This is a genomic window from Roseateles sp. SL47, from assembly GCF_026625885.1.
Taxonomy (GTDB): Bacteria; Pseudomonadota; Gammaproteobacteria; order Burkholderiales; family Burkholderiaceae_C; genus Roseateles.
Genome location: NZ_CP113068.1, coordinates 5,653,741 through 5,675,387, shown reverse-complemented (window position 1 = coordinate 5,675,387; position 21,647 = coordinate 5,653,741). Strand labels below are relative to the sequence as shown.

Sequence of the window (21,647 nt, the reverse complement as noted above, 5' to 3'; positions counted from 1 at the left end):
CGTTGGAGATCACAAGGCCACTGCCTTGGAGATCAGACATGCGAGCGATTCGGATTGTTGTGGGTGCAATCGCCGCGCCACTGCTGGCGTCGGCGCTGAGCGGCTGCATCGTCTTGCCACCGCGCCCCTATCACGGTGGCGGCTATGGCTACGGGGGTGAGCGTGGCGGTTATGAAGGTGCTTACCAGCCCGCCGTGGTCGGCCCACCCGTGGCAGGCTACGTCTGGTTCGAAGGCTGCTGGGAATGGCGCGGCGGCCAGCGCTCCTGGGTGGACGGCCACTGGGGGCCGCCGCGCCGTTGAGCCTTGTGCTCCACCTCCATGCGGACAGACCAGCCGCCCCGGGGCGGCTGGCGTCAGAGCCTGTTCAATAAGGCCCTTGCGCCAGCCAGCGTTCCAGTTGCGGCAGGCGGTCGTTGCCCCAGAAGCGCTCGCCTTCCACGATGAAGAAGGGCGAGCCAAACACCCCGCGTGATTCCGCCAGGTCGATCTCAGCCTTCAGGCGTGCGCGGTTGGCGCTGTCGTTGGCCAGATGCTGCAGCTCCGACGCATCCATCTTCTGCGCGCCGCAGAGGTCCTGCAGCGTCTCCAGCTGAGCGATGTTGCGGTCTTCCACAAAATAGGCCCGGTAGGCGGCACGCGCAAAGCAGCGGCCTTGTTCGGGGTCGCGGTCGTTGAACCAGTGGAATAGCCGGGCGGCCATTTCAGTGTGCAGGCCCAGGGAAGACGGGGTCTTGTATTCCACGCCGGAGAAGGCAGCCAGGCGCTCCACATCGCGGCGGATGTAATCGCTGCGCATCACGCTGCTGGGGATGCGGATGCGTTCCAGCGACTGGAAGTTGGCGTCCAGCACGATGGCATGCCAATTCACCGAGCGGTGGTGGCGTTCGGCCAGTTCGTCGATGGTCTGGGAGGCGATGTAGCCGTAAGGCGAAGCGAAGTCGAAATAGAAGTCGATCGGGGCGGCCATGCGGGCTCCTGTGAGGGGGGGACTCCATCCGCCAGCCCCTGCGGCGGCGAGCGGCGATATCAGCGGCGCGGATTGTAGGAGCAGCATGCCGCAGCACCTGGGTGTGCACATCCTCCACAGGAGGGGGCTGAAGGGGGCTGGGGGCAGGCTTCAGCTTGCAGAGTTCAGGTCGATGCGGTCCAGGTCACCACCACCCGCTGGCGTTGCGCGTGCCGTTCGAAACGCAGGCGGCCCTTCAGGCGTGTCACCACCTGCCGCACGATGGCCAGGCCCAGGCCACTGCCCGCCTGGGTGCGGGCACTGTCACCGCGACGGAAGGCTTCCTGCAAGGCTTCCAGCTGATGGGGGTCCAGGCCGTCGCCGGCATCTTCAACGGAGAGGCAAATCCCTTGCCCTTCGAGGTGCGCAGAGTCCGGTTGAGCAGCTTGGCTTGCCAGACGAACCACCACCGGTGGCCGACCATGCTTGAGCGCGTTGTCCACCAGGTTCGCCACCAGCCGTTCCACCAGCAGCCGGTTCGCATGCGGCAGGAGCAACTGCGCCGGAGCTTCCAGCGTCAGTTGATCCTCCGGCCGGTCGAAGGACTGCACCACCGCGCGTGCGGCATCGGCCACGTCCACCGTTTCGTTGCAGGGCAGCTCGCCCGAGCGGACGAAGTCCAGAAAGCTCTCGATCAGCCGGTCCGCTTCACCGACGTTACGAATGACCACAGCCTTGCGCTTGTTGATGCCGGGATCGTCGGGCAGCAGTTCGGCCGCCATGCGGATGCGGCCCAGCGGGCTGCGCAGGTCATGCGAGACGCCGGCCAACAGCAGGGCGCGCTCTCGTTCATGCAGTCGCCAACGGGCCAGCAGCTCACTGTAGGCGGCGTCGATGGCTGCGACCTCGGGGGGGGCATGTTGCAGCGGCAGCGGCGGCGAGGTTTCCGGCGTGCCTGGATGCTGCGCTTCCAGACGCTGACGCAGTTGCACCAGCGGCTGTGCCAGCCGCTTGGCGGTGTAGCCGCTCAGGCCCAGCACCAAGGCCAGGCACAGCACCAGGGCCAGCAGTGCGCGGCGTGACCATTCCGGCGCCACCATTCGCCCGGAGACGCCCAGCCACACCGGAGATGCTGCGGGCCGCTCCACCAGCAGCCAGATGCGCGGCTCATGCCGACCCAGCTCCAGCCGGATCTGCGATGTGGGCACACCGTGGGTCCGCAGCACCTGACGCAGGGCGACAAAGCGAGGGGCGAACATCGAAGTGAGGCGGGCCGCCGCGGGGGGCTGGTCTTGCACCAGCACTGGAATCGGCGCGTCGTCTGGGGGCGTCTGCAGGCCCGCCGCCTGGGCGAGGCGGGGTGCCCACAGATCGGCAAACAAAGTGGCCACGTTGACGTTGCGCTCCACATAGAACAGCAGGCCGATCACCACTGCCAGCCCCAGCGCCAGGCTCAACTGAGCCAGCAGCAGACGCCGAAACAGGCTGGTGCGCCGCCAGCTAGCGGGCCACAAAGACATACCCTTCGCCGCGCACGGTATCGATCCAGTCCCGGCCCGGAGCGGCCTCCGCCAGCTTGCGCCGCAGCCGGGCAATCTGCACATCCACCGTGCGGTCCAGCGGCCGGTAGCCGCCGTTCTGCACGGCTTCGCTCAGGGCATCCCGGTCCAGCGCCTGTCCTGGTGCGCGTGCGAGCGTCACCAGCAGCTTGTATTCCACGCCGGTCAGTGTCACCGCCTGGGTGCCGGCCAGCACTTCGCGCTTGAGCAGGTCGATGGTCAGCCCTTCGAAACGCAACTGGGTGGTGCCTTCGGCCCGACCGGGCGCTTGACGGCGCAGAAGCGCACGGACGCGGGCAACCAGCTCGCGGGGTTCAAACGGCTTGGCCAGATAGTCGTCGGCGCCGATCTCCAGGCCGAGCACCCGGTCCATCGGCTCTCCGCGGGCGGTGAGCATGATCAGGCCGAGGGTTGGCCAATCCGCGCGCCACCGGCGGCACAGGTCGAAGCCGTTGGCATCCGGCAGCATCACATCCAGCAGCACGACTTCCGGCTGCCATTGCCGCAGCGCGCGCTCGCCGTCACCGCCGGTGAGGGTGGTCAGCACCTCCCAGCCTTCACGCACCAGCAGCTCCGCCAACATGTCGGACAGCTCGGTGTCATCGTCAACGATCAGCACGCGGGGTTTGCTCATGGCAGAAGTCTAGGGGGGCGACGGTGGCATGACGCGAACGTTTCAATCTTGTCGCAATTCGTCGTGTGGCGTGGGCAACGGCAGGCGACGCACGGCGTTCAATGGAGGCAAGGGCAGAGCCGCAGCGTGCGGACGATCAGGCCGGCAGGCAAGCCGTCCAACGCTGGCATCCCGTGCACGTGTTCCATCCCTTTTGAAGACGTTTGACAAGGACCCCTCCATGAATTCGATCAAGCTCCTGGCCGTGATGGCCATCACGACAGTGCTGGGCGCCGCCCTTACACCGGCCGCCGAAGCCCGCACCCGCCAGACGACCGTGACCGGCGCGCAAGGCAAGAGCGCCTCGCGCCAGGTGACGCGGGACCACGGCGACGTCTCCTCCAGCACCACAGGCCCGAACGGCAAGAGCACCAGCCGCGTGGTGGACCGCTCGCCCGGCCAGACCACCGCCACGGTCACCGGCCCCAATGGCCAGTCGGCGACGCGCACCACGACGAGATCCAGGACGTCCACCGCGACGACCGCCACCCCAACCTCCACCCCCACCGCCAACTCAACCGCCCACCAGCCGTGAACGGCAGACGCAAGGAGCCATCATGACCCCCACATTGACTCTCCGCACCTTCGCCTCGCTGGCGCTGACGGCCGCCGCCTTGGTGGCGCCTTGGGCCGCCCATGCCAAGGATGCACCCGCCGGCGGCCCGATGGCCAAACAGGCCGCACAGGCGTGCCGGACGGATTTCAAGAAGTTCTGCGACGGTGTGAAACCGGGTGAGGGCCGTGGGCTGGCCTGCCTGAAGGAACATCAGGCGGAGCTCAGCGAGAACTGCAAGGCTGCGATGAGTCAGGCCAAGGACTGCGCCGCGCAGGCGCGCGAACGCTGCGGTGCCGAGGGCGGAGATGCGGACAAGCGCCGCGCGTGCCTCAAGGAGCACGGGAGCGAGCTGAGCCAGTGCAAGGGCGCGAAGTCCTCCTCATGACGCTCGGCCACCTCGTCCTGCCCTCGGAAGCTGGGCCCTGGCTGTTGTGGTTCCTGATCGGCGCCATGGGCCTGGCGGCGCTGGAAGGAGTGGTGATCACCTTGCTGCGCAAGGGCTACGACTGGAAGGCCTTTGCCGCGTCCCTGGGTGACGTGGTGGGGCGGCGGATGGTGGAGGCCCTGGGGCTGTCGATCACCATCCCGGCGCTGGCCTGGGTCTATGCACACCGGCGCGGTGACCTGGCGCTGACGACGCCGGTGGCCTTTGCCATTCTCTTCATTGGGCAGGAGTTCTGTTATTACTGGTACCACCGCGCGGCGCACCGCATGGCCTGGTTCTGGGCCACCCACTGCGTGCATCACTCGCCGAATCAACTGACGCTGGGCACGGCCTTGCGGCTGGGCTGGACTGGCAAGCTCACGGGTACCGGGCTGTTCTTTGCGCCTTTGGTGTGGCTGGGGTTTCCGCCGCAGGCGGTGCTGGCGGCGCTGGCAGCGAATCTGCTGTATCAGTTCTGGCTGCACGCGGCGTGGATTCCCAAGCTCGGGCCACTCGAATGGATCTTCAACACACCCTCGCATCACCGGGTGCACCATGGGTCCAATGCGGAATATCTGGACTGCAATTACGGCGGGGTGCTGATCATCTTCGACCGGATGTTCGGGACGTTTGTGGAGGAGCGCTCGGAGGTGGCGATCCGGTACGGGCTCACTGAGCCGGTGACCAGCTACAACCCGCTGCGGATTGCGACGTTTGGCTGGGTGCAGTTGTGGCGCAGGTTGAGGAATGAGCCGAGGTGGGGGGCGCGGGTGAAGATGGTGGTGAGGCCGCCTGGGGCGGCGGGGTGAGGGGCAAGGGGCGAGGAGCATGATGGCCCGCAACGCCCGTTAGACTTGCGGCACAAGTCGGCGCTACTTGCCCGCTAGCGCGCGATGCGGGCAGCGTGTCCGGAAATTGCAGGGCCGCCATCAAAGAGGGGGATCGGCGCTTGAACCTGGCACAAGGAAAAACACAGCTTGAAGAGGACCTGAGGGCCGCTGTTCGCAGTTTTGCGTCGTCGATCCATTCGAGTCGGCCGGTCGCCGCTGATATGTCCGCGCTTGCCCGGGTCACGGCGGCGCTGCCTCTGGAGAATTTGGCCTATTGGGAGCAATTGATTCGCGGCGAGTTTGCACTTGCCCGACGGACTGGTACGGCGCCAGAGAGAAGCGGATGGCGAGCGCTATTTCCATTTGGCGGTTCGGCCGGGCGGGCTGAGTCCAGCCGGGTTCTGACATGGATCGACCTGAGCAGTGGGGATGGCCGCGTCCGCGAAAGGACGCTTCGCACGCTCGCTGGGCCGGCCCCCAATAGCTTCTTCCTGTCGCTGGCTGCACGGCGGCTCAACGACTGGGTACCTCAGGTTCGAGCGGCAGCCAGAGACGCGGTCCCCAGGCTCGCGCAAACCACGGACCCCGAGCAGGTGGTAGACATGTTGTGCGCCATGCTGCCGACATGGACCTCCTGGGGGCGTGTAGAGCTGCTGGACAGGCAGGTCATGACGGAGCTCATCTCAATGGAAGGGGTTGCCTCCGCGCTCAGACAGCGAGTGACGGGCTCAGCCGCTGGACCGATGGCGGCGGCCCTATCCCAGGCTCTGCGAACCGCTGTGCTCGATCAACAGTTGCCCCAGATCGCCGGGGAGGCTGTCCAGCCGGCGGTGCGGGCCAAGGCCTACAGAACGCTTCTTCTTGGAAAGGCTGTATGGGTTGACGGGCGTCGTTGGCAATGGACCGACGTCAGATACTGTCAGGGGCGGTTAACCAACATCCTTGCTGATAGACCACTCAGTAACGCGCCAGCGCTTCTCGAGGTTTTGAATGCTGCGGCAGCCGACCGATCTTCCATCGTGAGGCGGGTCGCAGCGGAGGCGCTTGTCAGGGAAATGAGCGGTCTCGGAGGGGCGGCCGCACCATTGGCACGCAGGTTTGCCGTTGATCCGTCGCCGGCAGTGGCTGAGCGGGGGGAGTTCGTCTTGAAGCGACTTGCTGATTCTCCAACTGGCCGACAAGGTGGTTGATGAGCCAGGCTTCATGGTGTGTGCCCGGACACCACGATGGCATGTGAAAGTCAGTGTCGAGCCAGCGATTTGCGGACTGGAATTCCGCCCAACTCCGGGCCTGGCGGGCGACGGCGGGTGATTGGCAGGGGCCGCAAGTAGGCTTGGCCTAGCCGGAATTCAAGCTGCCGTCCGATAAGGGAGCATCTCCGACCAATCACGGGAGAGGTAGCCGTTATTGAGTAGCAAGCTCGTAACGGCCTGCTCGCTGACCTCGAAGTGGTGGGCCGCTTCTTCAATGGCATCGGACGACAAGTCACCATTCAAGAACGAAGTCAACGAATCTATGGGGCACAGCAACTCTGCAGCGAAGGCACGCTGGTACTTTTGCCGTGAAGTTTTCAGGTCCGACGACGCCAGCCACTGACTCTCGTCCGACGACACACGCAGGTATTCGCCCAAAAAGCGAGCCAACTCAAACCGCTGACCAATGGGACTGCGTCGACGGGGCACGAACTTCAAAGCATCTCCGACGGTGGGAACGGCTACTGCGACCGGCGGACGGGATGCCGGTACGGACCAGTTTGCAAGGGCGTCCGAGCTCAAGCCAAGCAGGCCGTGCAGGCACTTGCTGGTCATGGGATCGCTGACATTGCCAATCCTTCGACGCAGGGCCTGCGCATCATGAACGGCTTGCTCCCAGGGAGCCCCATCGTCCAGGTGTTGAATGCTGTCAGGTTTGACGTCTGGGGTGCCAACAATTCCTTCGGCGTTTGCCAATTGACCCAGTATCGACAAGTCGGGGCTGGCGCCCGAGGATGCAATGGCCGGAGCCAATTCCGACAGTGCCAGTGGGCCCACTCGCGCTTCCCATTGCATCGCCGCGTTCAACTGGTCCTCAGGGCATTCCTCAGGATCAAAGCCAAGTTCTGCTTCCAACTTTCTGAGTCGGAATGCGTGGGGGTCTGCCTGATCTTCTTGCAACGCCGCCCAGAGCTTCGATAGGTTGGTCTCACTGAGTTGCTTGGCATCCAGCCTGGCGAGCACACTCTGCACGAAGCGTTGGATGCTCTGTTGGAAGTTATGCAAGGGGATCAGTTTTGCAACATCAAGCGTTTGCAGATACTGCACGGACTGGTCAGGCACCATCGACGCTCCAGCCCATACCTGAACCGCTTCACCGTCCGGGATGAATATCACTCGGGGCCACACGAAGCCGTGATTGGCTGCACCGAGTTCATGAGCCGAGCGCCAGTCATAGCCGGGCGGCTGGGCGGGGAGCGGCTCGTAGTTCAAGCGCCACCATGAACTCGCCAACCACATCGCAAGGGGATATGCCGAGAGGAAGGCACTATCGCGAACCGTCTCTGCCCAAATATCCTGGTTCCGCGTCAAGCAAACGCGATCCACATGAATGTCGATGTGGGCAGCTGTCGCCCGCACCTCGGGTTCGCCCGAAGATGCCGCCATCCATTTTGCGTTGATGAGGAGTTCAGTCATGACAGCGCAGCCAGCGATCGAGCACTTCCTGTGTCAGCGGATCAGTTTCCGGCATGGGGTAGCCGTGATAAATACCCAGGACCGGATTCTCAATTTGCGCTTCCATTGGGATGCCGTCGCTGGTGACAGACCAGACGTTCTTCGGCCATTCGCCGTCCATCCGGTCGCTCACGAGGCCCCGGCGAAGTCCGTTTCGCAACAAGGCTTCCGCTTCCGCGCGTTTGAAAACCTTGGCGACGTCGCACAGCGACTTCCCTTGCCTTGGATCAGACGGGGGCGTCAGGCCAAAGTCACCAGGATTTTTCTTGTGCTCCGGGTTCCCGCCATATCGGGCACGGTCGGCCAAGTCCTGAAGTTCTTTTGCCCGCGTCTGCGCCTGTTCGGGAGCCAGGAGTCTGCGCTTTGGGTTGAACTGGGCGTAGCGACGCTTCATGGTGTGGGCCTGGCGCTACTGGTCCAGAGCTCGCCAAGCAAGCGCCGGGAGCACTGTGAAAGGACCCCCAAGCACTGCCGCGACATCGGCAAACGGTTCACCAGCGAACTCAGTAGTCACAAGACTTCCAACATGGCGGAGACGGTGAGATTCGAACTCACGGAGGGGATAAGCCCTCGGCGGTTTTCAAGACCGCTGCCTTAAACCACTCGGCCACGTCTCCAGCGGGTGGTGCAGCCGCGCATTGTAGAGGCAAGCGCGGCCGCTTCGCTCAATCTGCGCCCGGCTTCTTCGCCTGCGCACAGGCCACCTGGATGATCTCCTGCGCTTTGCCCTCGGACACCCGGGCTGCCGTCAGCTGCCCGCCCCATACGCAGCCGGTGTCCAACGCCAGCAGGTCGTCCCGCTGCACCAGCCCCAGCGTGGACCAGTGACCAAAGGCGATCGGTTGCCCCGCCGTCCGCCGGCCCGGCACCTCAAACCATGGCATGTAGCCGCTCGGCGCCGTACCCAGCCCTTCCTTGGTCTTGAAGTCCAGCTTCCCCTTGCCATTGCAGAAGCGGATCCGCGTGAGCACATTGATGATGAACCGCAGCCGCGCCACGCCCGTCAGGTCGTCCGCCCACCGCTCCGGCTCGTTCCCATACATCTGCGGAAGAAACTCCGCCAGTTCCGGCCCCCGCAGCAGCGCATGCACTTCGTCCGCCAGTGACAGCGTCTGGTCCGCATCCCACTGCGGCACCACCCCCGCATGCACCATCAGCCAGCCTTGTGCGCGGATCGCCAGACGCTGCTGCCGCATCCATTCCAGTAGCGCTTCCCGGTCCGGCGCCTGCAGGATGGGGTCCAGCGTGTCACTCTTGTGCGGGGCGCGAACGCCTGCAGCGGTTGCCAGCAAATGCAGATCGTGATTGCCCAACAGGCACTGCGCGGCATCGCCCAGCGACTGCAGGCGGCGCAAGGTGGTGAGGGAGTCCGGCCCCCGGTTCACCAGGTCGCCCAGGAGGTAGATGCGGTCGCGGGAGGGGGAGAAGTCGATCTTCTCCAGTAAGCGGGCCAGCGCGTCGCAGCAGCCCTGAAGGTCACCGATGAGGTAATGCATAGCGGGATTTTGCGGTGTTGGCTGTCATGCGGCTCTGCTACCCTTGCGGGCCTTGTGTTTTGGGCGCGACTCAGGGTTTGTACCGGGTCCGCGCTATCAATGGATACCGCCCTAGTTCTCTTCCTTATTTTTCTTAACGGTTTGTTCGCGATGTCGGAGATGGCGCTCACAGCCTCCCGCAAGGCGCGTTTGCAGGTGATGGTGGAGAGTGGCGAGTCCGGGGCGCAGGCCGCCATGGACCTGCATGAAAACCCCACCAAATTCCTCTCCACCGTTCAGATCGGCATCACGTCCATCGGCGTGTTGAACGGCATCGTGGGCGAGGCCGCCTTCTCCGGGCCGCTGGCCGAGGTGCTGCGCGGCCATTTTCCCTTGAGTGAAAAGGTGGCCGACATCACCGCCACCGCCCTGGTGGTGGTGGTGCTGACCTTTCTCACCATCATCTTTGGTGAACTGGTGCCCAAGCGCCTGGGCCAGATGTTTCCGGAAACCGTCGCCCGACTGGTGGCGCCGCCGATGGAAATCATCTCGCTGGTGGCCCGGCCGTTTGTCAAATTGCTGAGCTTCTGCACCGAGACGGCGCTGCGCGTGCTGGGCCTGGCCGGCCGGGCCAACCGCCTGGTGACGGAAGAAGAAATCGCCGCCAGCCTGGACGAAGGGCGGGACGCCGGTGTCATTGAAGAACACGAGCATCAGATGGTGCGTAATGTGTTCCGATTGGATGAGCGTCAAATCGGTTCGATGATGATCCCCCGGGCGGAAATCGCCTGGCTGGATGTCACCGACCGCCCTGAACAGATCCTGCCCATTCTGCGGGCCCACGGCTACAGCCGTTATCCGGTCTGCCGGGGCGGCCTGCATGACGTGCTGGGCGTGGTGAGCGCCCAAAGCCTGCTGGCCCGCCAATTGGCCGGTGAATCGATGGACCTCGCCGAAGGCCTGGAAGCGCCCGTGTTTGTGCCGGAAACGCTGTCCGGCATGGAACTGCTGGCCCACATGCGGGGCACCGAGACGCCACTGGCCTTTGTGGTGGATGAATACGGCGAAGTGCAGGGCGTGGTCGCCATGCGTGATGTGCTGGAAGCCATTGCCGGTGAATTCAATTCGTCGGATGGCGAAGACGCCTGGGCGGTGCAGCGTGAGGATGGGAGCTGGCTGATGGATGGCCTGATTCCCGTCACCGAGCTGAAAGACCGCCTGGCGCTGAAGGAACTGCCCGAGGAGGACCGTGGGCGCTACAACACCCTGGCCGGCATGGTGATGCTGCTGCTGGGCCGGTTGCCGCGCACGACCGATGTGGTGGAGTGGGACGCGTGGAGGTTCGAGGTGGTCGACCTCGACGGCAAACGTGTGGACAAGGTGCTGGTATCGAGACTGGCCGAAGATGGAGTAAGTGAATGAGCAACCCCCCGATGTATGGCAATTTGGTCCCGCTGGACCGCACTCAGCATGCCAAGCTGAAGCTGAGCACCGAGAAGTCGGCCCTGGATCGCATCAATGGCCTGAACTCGCTGTTCCTGGCTGTTGCTGAATTCGCGGACGCCTGCAAGGAATTCCCGGTGGTGTTCGTTCGCGTTGGCGCTGCGGCCGAAGGCCAGCGTCAGGCGATTGCACCGCTGGCCGTGTTCGGCCTGAAGCAGGGCAGCAACCTGTTTGTCAAGGACGGCCAGTGGACCGCCCGTTACCTGCCCGCCTATGTGCGTCGTTATCCCTTCGCCATGGCGCGCATGGACGATGGCGAAAACATGGTCCTGTGCATGGACAGCGGCTGGGACGGCCTGAGCGACACGACCGGCGCGCCCCTGTTTGACGACAAGGGTGAAGCCTCACAGCTGCTGCTCAATGCCAAGAACTTCTGCGAGGAGTTCGAGCGCGAAGCCGATCGCACCCGCCAGGCCTGCGAAATCCTGCAAGAGCTGAACCTGCTGCAGGACATGCGCTTCGAAGCCACGCTGCCCAACGGCGAAAAGCTGGATGTGGACGGCTTCATGACCATCAATGAAAAGGCGCTGGCTGAACTGTCGGACGCCAAGGTGGTGGAACTGCACCGCAATGGCCTGCTGGAACTGATCACCATGCACCGCCTGTCGCTGGGCCATATGTCCCGCCTGGCTTCGCAATATCAGGCTCAGAACTGATCAAGCACTGACCCCGGCGCATCGCTTCTGCGGAAGCCATGCCGCTGCAGTACCGCCTGAGGCGATCCGTGGATCCGCCCAGGCTGGGAGCGACCCGAATCGGCGGTCGCTCCCTGCTTCTCTTCCAGCTTCCTCTCGCTGCCTCTCTCGATGCATTGACCAACCGGCACTCGTCTGTGGCCGATGTCCGAGTGAGTTCGTCAAGCACTATTGTCGTCCGACAACCCCACCCGATCCCCCCCAAAAGACGTGCGAGCCTCAGTCCGTTTCCCCTGGGAGCCGGGGTTTACATGAGGGCAACAATTCTCGATGCTGGCTAGCATCATCAGGCCCGTAAGAGGTCATTGGAAATGCTGTTTGAGGTCTTTTTATCTACCCCCGCAATGGAGGCGGTGTTTTCACCGGCGGCGGTGGTGCAGTCGATGATGGACGTGGAGGCGGCGCTGGTGCGCGCACAGAGCAAGGCGGGGTTGATGCCGCCGGCTGCCGCGCAGGCCATTAGCAGCCTGTGCCGTGCCGAGTTGTATGACGTGCCCTCCCTGTTGGCCGCAGCACCCGCTGCGGGCAGCTTGGCCATGCCGACCGTGCAGCGGCTGCGGGAGACCGTCGCGCTGTTCGACCCATCGGCGGCGGTGTATGTGCACCGCAATGCCTGCGCGCAGGACATCGTCGACACCGCAATGGTGCTGTGCACCCGCGAGGCGCTGCGCATCATGGACGACGACCTGCAGGCTCTCTGCGCGCAACTGCTGGACCTGGCCCGTCGCCATGAGGCCGTGCCGATGCTGGGCCGCACGCTGATGCAACCGGCGCAGGTGATCAGCCTGCGCTACAAGTTCATGAACTGGCTGATGCCGCTGGTGCGCAGTGCTGAAATGCTGCGCACCCATGCGCGCGAGGCGCTTCGGCTTCAACTGGGCGGGCCGGTGGGCACGCTGGAAAGTCTGGGGGTGGATGCGGACAAGGTCAGCCGCCTTCTTTCCGAAGACCTCGGCCTGCCGGTCTCGGACATGTGCTGGCACACCCAACGCGACCGCTGGATCCGCCTGGCCACGGAGTTGGGCGTGCTGTGCGGCAGCATGGGCAAGCTGGCCCAGGATCTGGCCCTGCTGGCGCAGCCGGAAGTCGATGAGATCGTGGAGGCGCCCACCGATGGGCGCGGCAGCTGCATCGCGCTGCCCCACAAGCACAACCCGATTGCGGCCCAGCAGGCGCTGGCGGCCACCCAGCGTGCACCGCACCGCGTGGCGGCGCTGCTGGGATGCATGTCCCAGGCTCACGAGCGCGGGCTGGGCCAATGGCCGGCAGAACTGGCCGAATGGAGCAGCTTGATGGGCGGCACCCACGGCGCTTTGATTGCGCTGCGCCGCGCGCTGTCGGCGCCGGATGTTCGCACCGCCAACATGCGGGCCAATGTGGATGCGCAGCTGGGGCTGGTCGCCAGCGAGCGGCTGGAACTGCTGCTCACGCCGCGCCTGGGCCGACAACGCACGGATGCCATCGTGCAGGACCTGATCCGGCGTGTCCGTCAGGGGCAGGGCTCACTGATGCAGATGGTGCGTGAGTCGCTGGAGCGGGGGGAGCTGCCCGAACATGCAATTTCTACCACCGAGCTCTCGGGACTCTTCGATGTCCAGACCATTGCAGCCTGGGCGGACAGCCGCGTCGAAGCGCCTTTGACACAAGCCGGTGTTCGCCTGGAGGAATTGGCCGCTCACCCGTTCACCTGACGGTCGGTTGAGCGAAAAATCACGCTCCGCCAGTTCGAACCTCGGAGAAAGACCCAGTAACAAGCCAGGTCTTTTCTGCAATCGCTGGGCAGCCCACTTTCACATTTCCGGATACCGAACAGAAGGCCTGCTCATTTCTGCAGCAGGCTTTGCACAGCGGCGTTTTCAGGCACGAACGCCCCAAAGCGAGGCGTGGCGCCACTTTCAGGGTTGGTGGCCACTCTGTAACGCAGTTCCCTCATTCGCGGGGGTGCTCGTCAATGAGGGATTGACCCGAAGCCTTCACTGGCTACAGGCGCGTAAGTCCTTCGTCGCAATTGTTAACTATCGTAGCGGCCGGAACTATTACTTTGGGTGGCGCCTAGACTTTGCCTCCATAACCGATGAGTCTGGAGTTGGGAATGAGCGATGAAGCGCCTGGTTTGAGCATCGAGCTGGATGCCCCTGCAAGTCCATTGCAGGCCTTCCAGCCGATCTCTCGGCAAATCGCGTTCCTTCGCTCTGATTCCGTCCATCTGCATTTCCGGGATACGGAAGCAGGGCGCTTGGAAATACGCGCGCTGATGGATGATGCGGCGGGTCTGGATCTGATGAAACGGCGTTACGCCTCGCGGGGCTACAAGCTCACGCGGCCAGCGGATGTCACGCTGGGGGCCTACTGGGAAGGCCGTTTGGTGTCGACCCTGGGCATCCGCCGTGATGCGGGTGTTCTTGGTGCGGACCAGAGTTTTTCGGATGAGCTGGGCCGCATGCGGCGCCAGGGCCTGCAGCTGTGTGAATTCACCCGGCTCGCGGCGGAGCCGGATTCACCGTCCAAGTTGGTGCTAGCCAGCCTGTTTCACTTTGCCTACCTGCATGCGTTCCATCACTGGAATGCCAATCACCTGGTGATTGAAGTGAACCCGCGTCACAAAGCCTTTTACCAGCGCATGCTGGAATTCAAGGTGCACGGCGACGCGCGTCTTCACCGTGGCGTGGGGGCGCCGGCCGTGCTGATGAGCCTGAAGGTGCAGGACGGCATCCAGCAGCTCAAGCGGCTGGGTGGCACCTTGCATGAGGGCGGCCGCTGCCGCTCGCTGTTTCCGTATTTCTTCCGCAAGAGCGACGAGCCGGAGTTGCTGCGCCGGCTGGCCGATGTCTACGGTTACGGTCTGAACGACTGAACGACTGAACGACGGATCGACTGGACGACGGATCGACTCAAGCGGCCAGCCAATGCAGGCTGAACCACCCGCGCTCGTCCGTCCAGCATTGTTGCGGCTGGAAGCCGGCCTCCCGCGCCACCGCCTGAAATCCTTCCACACTGTATTTGTGGGAGTTTTCGGTGTGCAGGCTTTCGCCGGGTGACAGACGGTAGCGTTGACCCTGGAGCTGCAGTTCCTGCACACCACGCGGCAGCAGATGCATCTCGATGCGATGGTGCCGGGGCTCGTAAAACGCGTAGTGATCAAACCCCTGCGGATTGAATTCCAGCCCCAGCTCCCGCTGCGCATGGTGCAGCAGGTTGAGATTGAAGCGGGCGGTGATGCCATTCGAGTCGTTGTAGGCGGCGTGCAGGACGGCTGGGTCCTTGATCAGGTCAGCACCGATCAGCAGCGCGCCACCGTCCAATTCCTCCCGCAGCAGCCTCAGAAAGCGCAGGGCTTCGTCCGGCGTGAAATTGCCGATGCTGGACCCCGGGAAGAAACCGATCCGCTGCCCGTTGGACGGTGCCGTGGGCATCTGATGGTCGCGCGTGAAATCCGCCACCACCGGGGTGATGGACAGTGACGGGAAGTCGCGCTGAAGCGCCTCGCAGGCCGCCAGCAGGTGGGGGCCGGAGATGTCCACCGGCACAAAGCTGTGGCAGGTGGGCAGATGCGCCAGCAGCAGACGCACCTTGATCAACGCACCGGCACCGTATTCGATCAATTGGGCCTGCGGCCCCATGCGGGCGGCGATCTCCGCCGCATGGCGCTTGAGCAGCCCGACTTCGGTGCGGGTGGGGTAGTACTCGGGCAGCTCGCAAATCTGCTCGAAGAGGGCGGAGCCCTTGGTGTCGTAAAAGTACTTGGGGGAGATGGCGCGATCGGGCCCCGCCAGCGCGGCGTGGAGGTCGTCAGCGAAACTGCTCATGCGGCTGTCTCCGGGCGTCGTTGTGGGGAGGGAAGTGGTGCGTGGCCCGAGCTGCTGCCGGCATCGCGGGCCAGGCGCAGGCCGCTGAACTGCCACCGTGCGCCCGGGGGGAAGAAGTTGCGGTAGGTGGGCCGGGTATGGCCCGGCGGCGTGGCCAGGCTGCCGCCTCGCAACACCAGCTGGCCCACCATGAATTTGCCGTTGTATTCGGAGGCTACCCCTTCCAGCGGACGGAAGCCGGGGTAGGGGTGATAGGCGGAGCGGGTCCACTGCCAGGCGTGGTCCCACAGCTGCTGCATGCCGGGCAGGCCGATGGCGGCCTCCCATTCGGCTTCAGACGGCAGGCGGGCGCCGGCCCATTCCGCATACGCCGCCGCCTCATAGAAGCTCAGATGCATCACCGGCTCGGCGGGGGCCATCGGCTTGACGCCTTGAAGGCCGAAGACCGACCATCCCTTGCTGCCGCTGATGTCGTCGCCGTGCTCGTCCTTCAGCCAGTACATCGGCGCCTGCCATTGCTGCGCCTGCACCGTGGCCCAAGCTTCGGACAACCACCAGCGGGGGTCGCGGTAGCCGCCGTCGTTGATGAACCGCAGGTATTCACCGCAATTCACCAGGCGGTCGCCGATCTCGAAGGGTTCCAGCCATTGCCGATGGCGCGGGCCTTCGTTGTCGAAGGCGAAGCCCTCGCCCGCATGGCCGATCTCCACCAACCCGCCGTCATGGCGGCACCATTGCATTGGCAGGCTGGTGCGGTGGCTGGGCGGATGAGCCAGCAGCGCCGGCCGCCAGGGATGGCAGGACAGCAGATGCAGCGCATCCGTCAGGATCAGCTCCTGGTGCTGCTGCTCATGCTGCAGTCCCAGCTCCAGCGTACGGGCTACATCTGGCCACAGTGTGTCGCTGCAACTGTTCATCAACTGGTGCATGTGGCGTTCCACATGCAGACGGTAGTCGCGCACCTGGGCCAGCGAGGGGCGGGTCAACAGGCCGCGCTGCGGGCGGGGATGCCGGGGCCCGAGGCCTTCGTAATACGAGTTGAAGAGGTAATGGTAGCGCTCGTCCAGGGGCTGATAACCCGGCAGGTGCGGGCGGAGCAGCAGGGCTTCGAAGAACCAGCTGGTGTGGGCCTGATGCCATTTGGCGGGGCTCGCGTCCGGCATGGACTGGGCGGCCTGATCCTCTGGGGACAAGGTCTCCACGAGGGCCAGCGTGTGGCGGCGCACGGCATCGAAGCGACGAGCAAGTTCATGGCGCTGAGCCAGCGGCGTATGGGGAACCGACATGCGAGCAACTCCTGCGGTCCGTGGGGGCGGGCCGCTTCTCTACGGTAGCTGATTTGGCTGCAAATCGCCTGCCGAGAGCCACTCTCGGAAGGCCAGTTGACAGGCCAAGCTGCCATTAGGTGTCAGGATGGGCAAGTGAAGTTCCCGCTGCGGCGGGCGGCGGCGGGCTGGGGTTTCATTGCGGCTTCATCGCCACGTCATTCAGCGTAGGCAGGCTGCGCCGACCACGGCTCATGCATGCACCATGTCGCTGATTCCGCTGTCTGCTGAAATCTCCCCGGAGCGCTCCTCCAACGATCGGTCCGAGGCCATGCCGCCGGAGTGGCTGCAGGACCGTCTGCTGGTCGAGCGTCTGCTGGAGTCCCTCTGGAGCGCGCGTCAACCCAGCACACCGGCCCAGTTCTTTGTGTGGAGCCAGAGTCGGCTGCAGCCGTTGCTGCCGCATCAGCTGCTGGTGTGCCTCAGCGCCAGCCCGCCTGGGGGGCGTTTGTCTGCGCAGATGTTCAATCTGAAGGCCGTGCCCCCGACCTTGCAAGCGCAGATGGAAAGCCCGGAACATGGCTTGTGGCTGCATCTGATGCGCCGTTGGGCCCCGGGTCGGCGCGCGCTCGTGGTGGGTACCGATGAATCCGGCCTGTTCTTCCCGCTGCTGGATGTGGGCCTGCGGACGGTTTTGGTGCATGGGGTGGGGGCCGAGGGAGATCGGCCGGACAGCCTGTTCCTGCTGGCGGGCGAAGGCTGGAGCACCGAGCAGGTGCAGCAGTTTGAGTTGCTCACGCCCACCCTGCATGGCGCCTGGCGGCGTTCTCGCGGCGGGGGCCCACGGGGTCAGGCCGTGACGGCCCGCAGCGGCGCCCTGGTGACGCCACGGGAGCAGCAGATCGTGGAAGGCTTGCGGGCGGGGCTCAGCAATGAGGGGATCGCGGTGCAGCTGGGCATCAGCATGTTCACCGTGAAGAATCATGTGCGCAAGATTCTGCGCAAGCTGGGCGCCAGCAACCGGGCACAGGCCGTGGCGATTGCGATGGCCCGCCGGGATCTCAGTGAAAGCTGGGCCAGCGAAGGATAGAGGCGAGGCGTGGGGGCTGGATGAGCCCAGCTCAGATCGCCCCCGGGGACGTTGCCAGGCCGTTCGTGGGCTCGTTAACCGGCTGATCTTCGGGTGATCAGCCGCACGATCAGCCAGGCGAAGGCGGCGTGTACAAGCAAGCCTATGACCGCGCCGATCATGTCGGCGAGCACGTCCTGCGCATCGGCATCCCGGCCGGGGACCTGGGACTGCACGAGCTCGATCAGCACCCCAAACGCCAGCAGCGCGGCCAGCACCCACCCGGGGCGGCTGGCGCGAGCCCGCAGGCATTGCATGCCGAGAAAGGCCAGGGTGCCGAAAGCAGCGAAGTGGTTGGCCTTGTCCCAGCCCAGATCGGCGGCGGGCGGTGGGTTGGGGGTGAAGGCTAACCAGCTGATGCTGAGCAATGCCACTGCGGTCAACAGGCGCCAGGCTGGGCGCCAGGTGGCGCCGTGAAGCACATCCATCACCAGGGCGGAGACGCGCCCGGCGCATTGGCTCGACCGCTGAGAGGAGGGCTTCTCTGCCTGCCTCTGAGGCTGCTGGTTCAGCGTGCTGTTGCCCGGCTTGTCCGACTGCACTTCCGACTGTACTTCCGACTGCGCTGCCGACTGCATTTCCACCCTCTCAGATTTGCCCGAGTGCAACCGTTTCTCCTCAGCACCTTTCAGCCGACCACCGCAGCCAGCCTGTCCACCAACAGACGATGCCGTGGGGCGGAGTGTCTGCGGGCGGTCCGCAGTGTGCCATGGGCGTGGGCGCGTCGAGGCATCCAAACGTGAGGCTTGCAAGTGGGTGGGGGATGAGGGCACTGACGGGGTCAGTGGTGGTCGTGGAGGCCTATTCCAGATTCTCGTGATGATTGGCCGCGCCTCGCTTCCAGTACGCAGCGGCGCGGATGGCATGCCGGTCATGGCCCTTGTCATCCACCAGAATCTTGCGCAGGGCGGCCATGGTGTTGGCTTCGCCCGCGCACCAGGCATATCCCTCACCGGCCGGCAGTGTCAGGGCGCGTGCGGCGTCCAGCAAAGCGGCGTCATCGTCCACCCAGCACAGGTCTACAGCTGCCCGGCTGGGCAGCTCCCGGCGGTCGGCGCTGGCCACGTTCAACAGCACGATGGCACGGGTGTCTGCCGGCAGCTCTTCCAGCCGACGGGCGATGGCAGGCAGCGCGGTTTCATCACCGGCCAGCAGGTGCCAGTCGTAATCGGTGGGGATGATGAAAGAGCCCCGCGGGCCGCCCACGGTGAGCGTTTCGCCCGGCTTGGCCGCAGCGGACCAACTGGCTGCGGGGCCGTCGCCGTGCTGGGCGAACTCGATCACCAGTCGGCGCTCGGCATTGCTGTACGCGCGTGGGGTGTAGTCGCGCATGGCCGGTGTGTCGCTGTCGGTGGGGAAGAACAGCTTGATGTGGTCGTCGAAGGACGCGCTGACGAAGTCCTCCAAGGCGTCCCCGGTCAGGGTCACGCGGCGCATGTTGGGGGTGGGCGATTCCACGGTCTCCACCGTCAACTCCCGCCGCTTGAGTTCGTGACGGACACGACGCACGCGGCTGGGGGTTGGCAGGTCGGAAGGCGGTGCGGACGGCGGTGCGGATGCTGGGGCGTGCGATTGGCTGGACGATGGGGCGGATGCCGGGTGAGCCGGGAAGGTGTCGCCTGCTGCGCCTAATGGGGTGGACTGTGTTTCGTTGGTCAGCGCGGCGGTGGACTGTCTGGCGCTGGCCGGTGCTGCGGTGGATGATGTGGCGTGGGTCGGCGTGACTGTGAAAGGGGCTGCGGTGGTGCCCGCTGGAGATTCGTTGGAGCTCATTGCGAGGGTGGGTTTATTGGTTGACAATGTCACCAATCATTCCGAATTCAATTGATAATGTCAACCAACACCACCGCCGGTAGGGGCATGGGCAAGTCCGCAGACCGTTCCAAGGGCCGGGACGACGACGTGCTGGAGCTGATCCACACGGTGATGCATCAATACCGTGCCCTGCAGTACCGCGTGCTCAAGGACGGCCCGCACGACATCACCCACATGGACGGCAAGGTGCTGGGGTTCTTCCATCGGCATCCCGGTGCCACGCAGAGCGACCTGGCCCAACAGAGCGGGCGGGACAAGGCGCAACTGGCGCGTCTCATCAAGGGCTTGCGGGAGCAGGGGCTGCTTACGGCGGAAGCGGATGAGCTGGACCGGCGCCAGGTGCGCCTGCATCTGAGTGAGGCCGGACTGGCCGTGCACCGCGAACTCCGGCAGGCGTCCAGCCATCTGTCGGTTCAGGCCGTTGAGGGCTTGAGCAAGGAAGAGCAGCAGCAGCTGATGGCGCTGCTGTTGAAGGTCAAGGCCAATCTGGAGCGCGAGGACTGATCACCCGCCCCGACAGGCTCACTCGTCGCGCCTGGTGGTCGGCTGAGCCAGCTCCGCTGCGATCAGCTCGATCAGGCTGCGCACCCGCCGTGGTTGCACCCGCGTGGGCGCATATACGATCTGCAGGGCCGACCGGTCCGCGTTGAATTCCGGCAGCAGTTCCACCAGACGCCCGGCATCCAGATCGGCCTGCACGTCCCACACCGACTTGCGGCACAGGCCATGGCCCTGCAGACACCAGCGCCGCACCAGTTCCCCGTTGTTGGCCGTGCGCCGACCCTTCACCGTGACGCTGTGCGGCTGCCCATGGATCCGGAAGTTCCAAACCCGGTCGCTGTTTAATCCGAAACGCATGATGAGGCAGTCGTGATGAACCAGATCATCCGGATGTGAGGGACGGCCGCGCCGCTGCAAATAGCTCGGGGCCGCACACACCACCCGGCGGTTCTCACCGATGAGCTTCGCCTTGAGGCTGCTGTCCGCCAGGCTGCCGTAACGCACGGCGAAGTCCATGCCCTGGCTGACCAGATCCACAAACCCATCGGTGAGGTCCAGGTCGATGGAAACGTCCGGATGCTGCTCCATGAAGCGATCCAGCAAGGGCACCAGGCGGCTCTGACCCAGGTCCACCGGCGCACTCAGACGCACCGGGCCGGACAGCTTCTCCGCACCGAGACGCACACGGCTTTCCAGTTCCTCCGATTCCGCCAGCAAGCGGCGAGCGCCTTCTGCCAGGGTGCGGCCTTCTTCGGTGAGACGGAGGGAGCGTGTGGTGCGGGTGAGCAAAGCAACGCCGTAATGGGCCTCCAGGGCGGCGAGCCGTTCGGACACCGAGGCCGGCGACAACCCCAGTTCCCGGCCCGCAGCGGAGAGCCCGCCTTTTTCAATGATGGTGAGGAAGAGCTTGAGAGCGTCCAGCATCGGTGGATGCATATTTCGGATTTACCGAAATATGTTTTGTCTGATGGCTGGATTATCAAATCAATCCGGAATATCTAGAGTCCATTCCATATGTTCTCGAAGCACTCCCTGCAGCGGGTGGCTTTAGGGCGGTCTACAGGAGTGGAGTCATGACGTTTTCAGATCAAACGGTGTCTGTGGTGGTCGGGGGCCAGACCGGCATTGGCCGTGCAGTGGCGCAGGCTTTGCAGCAGCGCCCTGGGCGGGTGGTCGTCGCGAGCCGACGCGATGGCTTGGACATCGCTGATCCCGCTGCGGTGGAACGCTTTTTCGCCGACCTTGGGCCTGTGGACCACGTTGTTGTCACTGCGGGCTCCCAGGCGCCTGGGGGCAAGCTGGTGGATGTGGGCCTGGACGCCGCCAAGGCCGCTTTTGACGTCAAGTTCTGGGGCAGCCTGGCCGTGGCGCAATCGGCGGCCCGCCACTTGCGTCCCGGTGGCAGCCTCACCCTGACCTCTGGCTTTCTGGCCCGGCGCACGGTCCCTGGCAGCTTTGTCAAAACGGCGATGAACGCGGGCCTGGAAGCCGTTGCCAAGATCCTGGCCCGAGAGCTGGCCCCGCTGCGCGTTAATGTGGTGAGCCCTGGGCTGACGGAAACCGAAGCCTATGCGTCCATGGAACCCAGTGCCCGTAGCGCCATGCTGGACCGCGCCGCCAGCAGCCTCCCCGTGGGGCGCTTCGGACAACCGGCGGACTTGGCCCAAGGCTATCTGCTGGCCATCGACAACCCATTCATGACCGGCGCCGTGATCGACATCGACGGCGGTGCACTCATCCAGTGAGCGATCTGGCTCTCC

Annotated in this window: 22 protein-coding genes and 1 tRNA gene; 11 read left to right on the top strand and 12 right to left on the bottom strand. The window is 64.7% G+C overall.

The features are described from left to right. Nucleotides 1-38 precede the first annotated feature (38 nt). Nucleotides 39-302 (top strand): hypothetical protein, encoded by a 264-nt coding sequence (locus tag OU995_RS24630; protein WP_267832794.1) that lies wholly within the window; start codon nucleotides 39-41, stop codon nucleotides 300-302. Nucleotides 303-366: 64 nt separating this feature from the next. On the opposite strand, the gene OU995_RS24625 is transcribed toward OU995_RS24630, so the two are convergent. The 3 genes from OU995_RS24625 to OU995_RS24615 form a co-directional block, all read right to left on the bottom strand. Continuing rightward, complete coding sequence (locus tag OU995_RS24625) at nucleotides 367-969, bottom strand: 2-hydroxychromene-2-carboxylate isomerase (RefSeq protein WP_267832793.1); 603 nt, start codon at nucleotides 967-969, stop codon at nucleotides 367-369. Nucleotides 970-1,133: 164 nt separating this feature from the next. Continuing rightward, nucleotides 1,134-2,468 (bottom strand): sensor histidine kinase, encoded by a 1,335-nt coding sequence (locus OU995_RS24620; RefSeq protein ID WP_267832792.1) that lies wholly within the window; start codon nucleotides 2,466-2,468, stop codon nucleotides 1,134-1,136. Further along, on the bottom strand, nucleotides 2,449-3,141 hold the full coding sequence (locus OU995_RS24615; protein ID WP_267832790.1) for a response regulator transcription factor: 693 nt from the start codon (nucleotides 3,139-3,141) through the stop codon (nucleotides 2,449-2,451). The genes OU995_RS24620 and OU995_RS24615 overlap by 20 nt, the downstream gene beginning before the upstream one ends. Before the next feature lie 220 nt (nucleotides 3,142-3,361). Here OU995_RS24615 and OU995_RS24610 point away from each other — a divergent pair, with 220 nt between their 5' ends. From OU995_RS24610 to OU995_RS24600, 3 genes are read left to right on the top strand one after another with little or no spacing between them, the layout of a single operon-like run. After that, nucleotides 3,362-3,715, top strand: a complete 354-nt coding sequence (locus tag OU995_RS24610) for a hypothetical protein (RefSeq protein WP_267832789.1) — start codon at nucleotides 3,362-3,364, stop codon at nucleotides 3,713-3,715. A gap of 22 nt (nucleotides 3,716-3,737) precedes the next feature. Next, the gene (locus OU995_RS24605; protein ID WP_267832788.1) at nucleotides 3,738-4,121 is read left to right on the top strand and encodes a cysteine rich repeat-containing protein; all 384 of its coding nucleotides are present in this window, start codon (nucleotides 3,738-3,740) and stop codon (nucleotides 4,119-4,121) included. Beyond that, a complete protein-coding gene (locus OU995_RS24600) occupies nucleotides 4,118-4,969 on the top strand; it encodes a sterol desaturase family protein (protein ID WP_267832786.1) in 852 nt (283 codons plus the stop codon). The genes OU995_RS24605 and OU995_RS24600 overlap by 4 nt, the downstream gene beginning before the upstream one ends. 1,370 nt (nucleotides 4,970-6,339) lie before the next feature. Here OU995_RS24600 and OU995_RS24595 read toward each other — a convergent pair. The 4 genes from OU995_RS24595 to OU995_RS24580 form a co-directional block, all read right to left on the bottom strand. Further along, entirely contained in the window at nucleotides 6,340-7,659 is a 1,320-nt protein-coding gene (locus tag OU995_RS24595) for an ImmA/IrrE family metallo-endopeptidase (protein WP_267832784.1), read from the bottom strand. Then, nucleotides 7,652-8,092: a hypothetical protein gene (locus tag OU995_RS24590; RefSeq protein ID WP_267832783.1), complete on the bottom strand. Its 441-nt coding sequence runs from the start codon at nucleotides 8,090-8,092 to the stop codon at nucleotides 7,652-7,654. The genes OU995_RS24595 and OU995_RS24590 overlap by 8 nt, the downstream gene beginning before the upstream one ends. Before the next feature lie 133 nt (nucleotides 8,093-8,225). Beyond that, a tRNA-Ser gene (locus OU995_RS24585) sits at nucleotides 8,226-8,315 on the bottom strand. Nucleotides 8,316-8,363: 48 nt separating this feature from the next. Further along, entirely contained in the window at nucleotides 8,364-9,194 is an 831-nt protein-coding gene (locus OU995_RS24580) for a symmetrical bis(5'-nucleosyl)-tetraphosphatase (RefSeq protein WP_267832781.1), read from the bottom strand. Nucleotides 9,195-9,293: 99 nt separating this feature from the next. Here OU995_RS24580 and OU995_RS24575 point away from each other — a divergent pair, with 99 nt between their 5' ends. The 4 genes from OU995_RS24575 to OU995_RS24560 all read left to right on the top strand — a co-directional run bounded on the left by OU995_RS24575 (nucleotide 9,294) and on the right by OU995_RS24560 (nucleotide 14,225). Beyond that, nucleotides 9,294-10,595: a hemolysin family protein gene (locus OU995_RS24575; protein ID WP_267832780.1), complete on the top strand. Its 1,302-nt coding sequence runs from the start codon at nucleotides 9,294-9,296 to the stop codon at nucleotides 10,593-10,595. After that, on the top strand, nucleotides 10,592-11,332 hold the full coding sequence (locus OU995_RS24570) for a SapC family protein (protein WP_267832779.1): 741 nt from the start codon (nucleotides 10,592-10,594) through the stop codon (nucleotides 11,330-11,332). Before OU995_RS24575 ends, OU995_RS24570 begins: the two co-directional genes overlap by 4 nt. 350 nt (nucleotides 11,333-11,682) lie before the next feature. Beyond that, the gene (locus OU995_RS24565; protein ID WP_267832778.1) at nucleotides 11,683-13,062 is read left to right on the top strand and encodes a lyase family protein; all 1,380 of its coding nucleotides are present in this window, start codon (nucleotides 11,683-11,685) and stop codon (nucleotides 13,060-13,062) included. A gap of 401 nt (nucleotides 13,063-13,463) precedes the next feature. Beyond that, nucleotides 13,464-14,225 carry an N-acyl amino acid synthase FeeM domain-containing protein gene (locus OU995_RS24560; protein ID WP_267832777.1) on the top strand — a complete coding sequence of 254 codons (762 nt, stop codon included), beginning with the start codon at nucleotides 13,464-13,466 and terminating at the stop codon, nucleotides 14,223-14,225. A gap of 37 nt (nucleotides 14,226-14,262) precedes the next feature. Here OU995_RS24560 and egtD read toward each other — a convergent pair whose 3' ends face one another. Then, complete coding sequence (gene egtD / locus OU995_RS24555; protein WP_267832776.1) at nucleotides 14,263-15,177, bottom strand: L-histidine N(alpha)-methyltransferase; 915 nt, start codon at nucleotides 15,175-15,177, stop codon at nucleotides 14,263-14,265. Beyond that, on the bottom strand, nucleotides 15,174-16,463 hold the full coding sequence (gene egtB / locus OU995_RS24550; RefSeq protein WP_267832775.1) for an ergothioneine biosynthesis protein EgtB: 1,290 nt from the start codon (nucleotides 16,461-16,463) through the stop codon (nucleotides 15,174-15,176). The genes egtD and egtB overlap by 4 nt, the downstream gene beginning before the upstream one ends. 244 nt (nucleotides 16,464-16,707) lie before the next feature. Here egtB and OU995_RS24545 point away from each other — a divergent pair, with 244 nt between their 5' ends. Beyond that, nucleotides 16,708-17,532: a helix-turn-helix transcriptional regulator gene (locus tag OU995_RS24545; protein WP_267832774.1), complete on the top strand. Its 825-nt coding sequence runs from the start codon at nucleotides 16,708-16,710 to the stop codon at nucleotides 17,530-17,532. 74 nt (nucleotides 17,533-17,606) lie between these two features. Here the strand turns inward: OU995_RS24545 and OU995_RS24540 are convergent, their stop codons facing one another. Together OU995_RS24540 and OU995_RS24535 are read right to left on the bottom strand one after the other, a co-directional pair. Then, a complete protein-coding gene (locus tag OU995_RS24540) occupies nucleotides 17,607-18,149 on the bottom strand; it encodes a VanZ family protein (RefSeq protein WP_267832773.1) in 543 nt (180 codons plus the stop codon). A 223-nt stretch (nucleotides 18,150-18,372) separates the two neighbouring features. Further along, nucleotides 18,373-19,098 (bottom strand): siderophore-interacting protein, encoded by a 726-nt coding sequence (locus OU995_RS24535; protein WP_267836367.1) that lies wholly within the window; start codon nucleotides 19,096-19,098, stop codon nucleotides 18,373-18,375. 303 nt (nucleotides 19,099-19,401) lie between these two features. Between OU995_RS24535 and OU995_RS24530 the strand changes: the two genes are divergently transcribed. Next, a complete protein-coding gene (locus OU995_RS24530; RefSeq protein WP_267832772.1) occupies nucleotides 19,402-19,890 on the top strand; it encodes a MarR family winged helix-turn-helix transcriptional regulator in 489 nt (162 codons plus the stop codon). A gap of 18 nt (nucleotides 19,891-19,908) precedes the next feature. Here the strand turns inward: OU995_RS24530 and OU995_RS24525 are convergent, their stop codons facing one another. Beyond that, nucleotides 19,909-20,811, bottom strand: coding sequence for a LysR family transcriptional regulator (locus OU995_RS24525; RefSeq protein ID WP_267832771.1), 903 nt, complete (start codon nucleotides 20,809-20,811; stop codon nucleotides 19,909-19,911). Nucleotides 20,812-20,960: 149 nt separating this feature from the next. On the opposite strand from OU995_RS24525, the gene OU995_RS24520 reads away from it, so the two are divergent. After that, nucleotides 20,961-21,632 carry an SDR family oxidoreductase gene (locus OU995_RS24520; RefSeq protein ID WP_267832770.1) on the top strand — a complete coding sequence of 224 codons (672 nt, stop codon included), beginning with the start codon at nucleotides 20,961-20,963 and terminating at the stop codon, nucleotides 21,630-21,632. Nucleotides 21,633-21,647 lie beyond the last annotated feature (15 nt).